The sequence below is a fragment of the uncultured Anaerovibrio sp. genome (assembly GCA_902786545.1).
In the GTDB taxonomy this organism is placed as follows: Bacteria; Bacillota; Negativicutes; order Selenomonadales; family Selenomonadaceae; genus Anaerovibrio.
In genome coordinates, this window is the sequence record CADACU010000093.1 from 1 (window position 1) to 2,538 (window position 2,538).

The 2,538-nt window shown below is 40.5% G+C and carries 1 protein-coding gene; it reads left to right on the forward strand.

Annotated features, from left to right (window positions below; translation table 11 throughout):
- The first annotated feature begins 450 nt into the window (after nucleotides 1-450).
- Nucleotides 451-2,469 carry a hypothetical protein gene (locus tag QZV24_RS10375; protein WP_294523566.1) on the forward strand — a complete coding sequence of 673 codons (2,019 nt, stop codon included), beginning with the start codon at nucleotides 451-453 and terminating at the stop codon, nucleotides 2,467-2,469.
- Nucleotides 2,470-2,538: the final 69 nt, after the last annotated feature.

Below are 2,538 nucleotides of genomic sequence, written 5' to 3' on the forward strand. Positions count from 1 at the left end.
TATACGATATTGTGGCTTGAATGATATTTTATTTCTCCCATATTTGTATTATACAACTTTAAGAAAGCTAATACAACACAAGTTAAAAAGTAATTGTCCACCTTCAATTATTTACGTAAATTCGGTGGACACGCCTTATATCCCCATAACTAAAGTTAGGGGTTTTACGGCGTTTTGGATAATAATATCCCCTCCTTGCATACATCCTATATCTATAATATATATATTATCAATATAATAGCTATATAAATACTATTTCAGTAAAGCTCGGTAAAAACTTAACTTTTACCGAGCTTTACTAAAATAGCAAGCATAGAAAACGGCTAATCTCTAAAGTTTACATTTTTATAGTATCCAAGTATTGAAAAAAAAAATGGATAGTGATACAATTTAGCTAAGCAAGCTTGCTATGAATACGTTTCTTGTATTTTTATAAGAGGAGTGGGCATAGTGGCTAATTTTCAAGTAATAGACGGTGGAATGCAAGATTTATTCACGACAACAGGGTTGCCAGTAGTACATGCTAAGTTTCTGGGGAAGGCGCTTCTTTCCTGGCAGGAGCTGTTTTCAGGCTTCGAAGAGCTATATGCCATAACTTATTCAGTGGGGGTAAAGCAGGTTGAAGCTGTTATGCAGTATTTTCAGCATGGTGAGGTAATTATTGGCAGTCCAAGTCAAATACACTCGCTCCCTGCGCAGATTTTTGCTAAGCAGCAGTATGATATTGGCTATTTTAGTCGGAATAAGGCTCTGCAGGAACGTGTGAATGATGGGAGCTTCCGATTCTATGTGACCAATGGGTGCCATGCCAAAATCTACCTGTTGAAAGGAAAAGGGGATAAACGACGCGTAATTACGTCATCGGCCAATTTTTCAGCGTGTGCCTGGGATGGTTCTCAGGAGGAAAATTACACTTATATGGACGAACCGGAGGCATTTGATTATTACTACGACATCTTTGAAGGGATACGTCTTGACAGTTCTGATGAGATAGGTATTGATGCCAAGGATATCAGTGAAGATGGTAAAAATCTTGATGATCTGCCGGTAGTAAAGCGCATAATTCAATCCAATGCAGCTGTGGTTATCCATGATGTTCCTGATAATGATGAGAGAGAATACATAATTCAGACCACTGCGGAGGCGAAAAAATGGGCTAAACGTCTCGATGAGGCCGGTATTGCTGCCAGTAAGGAAAATATCCTGACCATTGACCCTAAAAACGTGACTAAAATGAAGCAGGTCATGAAGGAAGAACATAACAAGAAAGTTATGAAGCTAGTTATGAATCCGGAGTTATTGGTGGATTATCGGCAGAAGTCCGTCACTTTTGCCGATAAGGTGCTGGACTTGCAGCCTGAGGCAGAGGCGGTAACAAGTGACATTGAAAATGTGATTCAGTATATGCAGGGAACCCATGATTTTACTGGAGATACGGCAGAACTTCGGGCAACCTATTGGAAAATCATGATTTATATGTTCAGTGCGCCATTTATTGCTCCGTTACGCTATAGCTATCGGGAAATAGCACCGGCCAATTCTGTAGGACGTCCATTTCCGATGTACATGATTCTGCGGGGGCCGAAAAATGGCGGTAAATCATCGATAATCAAGACCATACAATGCCTGATGTGTGGTAAGCCTCTGGCCAAGTTGCCGCCTAGTGTGGTATCGCCGAAAACTTTTTCTGAATATCTGGTACAGATAAAGGGATGCCCCATCCTTATTGATGATATTACTAATTATCGCTTTAAATATCTAAAGGACATCGTAAAAAATGAGGATATATTGCTGAGGGAGAGAATTCTCAATCATGGTTGCTATATATTGACCACCAATGAGGCTGAGAAGGTGGATGCTGACGTTGCTAAGCGTGTAATTCTCTTCAATATCCGCAATCAGCTTACTGATGATGCTGCAACCAAGATGGACAGGTCTTTGCACCGTCTGCAAAAGAAGATGGGAACAGCCCTTTATCGGAAATACCTGAACTATATGATTCCCAAGGTGGATAACCTTATGGAAGTGATTCAAAATGACAGCGTAGATAATCCAGAATGGACACCGGATATTTTTTCCTTGTCATCTCAGACTTTGCTTGATATATTCAAAGAGTATGGCATAACTCCACCAGAGGAATTGCGGCACTATGAATGGTCGGATTTCATGGGGGAAGCCATTAAGGCAGATAAGGCGGTAAACATCATTCGACAGGCCTATGCAATAGCTCCGCAGATTTTTTCAGTAAAGAGAGATAAGGATTTGCTTTTACTGGATTTAAGCAAGGCGAACCTCAGTCCGAAGGATATTGATTCACTGAAAAATGAATTGCCGGTGGCAACAACATATACATGCGTTGGTTCTACTCTGCCGATACAATTATCGTCTATTGCCGAATATGCAGGCATAGATTTCAAGAAGGATGACAGCTGGCTTAGTAAGCTGCATCAATGGTTCAGGGGGAAATAACAATCGGTAAGTGCATACACATATACAAACATACGGATGAAGACATTGAGCTTTTTGAGCAGGCGATAA